Here is a 1307-nt window from a genome sequence, read left to right on the forward strand (position 1 = left end):
TGAAGTGCCCCGAGTTTTGTTCCTAGGCATTTGCCTTGATTTCTATTATTTCTTGCGGCGGGTTCTGCTTCCAAAAATCGGTTTCCACTTCGACTGGGGTTCGGTATCCCAAGCTTTGGTGAAGCCTCATCTCGTTCCACCATGACACCCACTCGAACGTCGCGATTTCTACCTCGACAACATCATCCCACCTGCGAGTATGGATCAGCTCGTTCTTGTAGGAGCCGTTAACGTTTTCAGCCAGAGCATTGTCATAAGAATCCCCGACAGTTCCGGTGGAAGCGGCAATCCCGTGCTGGGCAAGGCGCTCGTTGTAGACCACGCTGACGTACTGCGAGCCGTGATCCGAATGGTGAATGAGACCTGTTGTTTCCTCAGCACACACGATCGCCTGATTAAGAGCTTGCAGCGGCAACGCTTCGGTGCGCATGGAGTCTGATAACGCCCACCCAACGATCCGTCGGGAGTAAACGTCGGTGACAAACGCGGCATACACAAAGCCTTTCTTCGTGCGCACATACGTAATGTCAGCCACCCACAGTTTGTTCGGGCCGGGGGCTTTGAACTCACGCTCGACCAAGTCTGGGCGCAGATCAGGCACGTTAGGCTTACGGGTTGTAAGAGGTGATCTGCCTTTGCCTTTGCCAGAAACACCGGCCAAGCGCATTAAACGGGCAGTTTGTTCACGACCGATATCATATCCGTCACGGCGGAGAGCATGCCACATTTTCCGTACACCGTAGACACCGTAATTATCCCGATGAACAGTTCTAATGCGTTCGACCAGCACAGCATCACGAAGGCGACGAGCACTTAACCCACGGGCCTTGGACTGGCGATAGCCACGCGAGGTGATGAACCCACCAGCCCGGTTATTCTTCAACGTCTTACAGATGAACTCGACAGAGAAACGAACCCGGTATTCATCGATGAACCGGATCATTTCCGACGTTTTGGGTCGAGTTCCGACGCGAAAAAAGCTGAAGCGGCCTTCAGCAGCTCATTAGTGTCGCGTAGCTCTTGATTTTCACGACGCAGCCTCGCGTTTTCCGCGGCCAAATCTTCAGGCACAGGTTCTGGGATGTTTCCCGCACGACGGGCCTGTTGAGTCCATTGACGGGCCGTATGCCATGAAACCCCCAGCTTTGGAGCTACTGCCTGGCACGCGGCTTGCATCGACATATTTTCTGCCAAGATGCGATCTTCCACGAGACGGACCACACGGTCCTTTGCATCCTGGTCAAATTTTCTTGGCATATTCCAGATTTTCCCATCTACTTAAACGGAACAAAACCTGGGGCACTTCA

The 1307-nt window shown here is 53.3% G+C and carries 1 protein-coding gene; it reads right to left on the reverse strand.

Annotation, left to right across the window (positions count from 1 at the left end; translation table 11 throughout):
- Window positions 1-22: 22 nt before the first annotated feature.
- Window positions 23-1257, reverse strand: a protein-coding gene (locus tag MHY13_RS12080) for an IS3 family transposase (protein ID WP_239283245.1) whose coding sequence is annotated in 2 segments (ribosomal slippage) — window positions 23-969 and window positions 969-1257 — 1236 coding nt in all. Because the reading frame shifts where the segments join, the coding sequence is not laid out codon by codon here.
- Between the last annotated feature and the right edge of the window lie 50 nt (window positions 1258-1307).

It is taken from the genome of Corynebacterium sp. ACRPE, from assembly GCF_022347435.1.
GTDB classification, from domain to species: Bacteria; Actinomycetota; Actinomycetes; order Mycobacteriales; family Mycobacteriaceae; genus Corynebacterium; species Corynebacterium tuberculostearicum_D.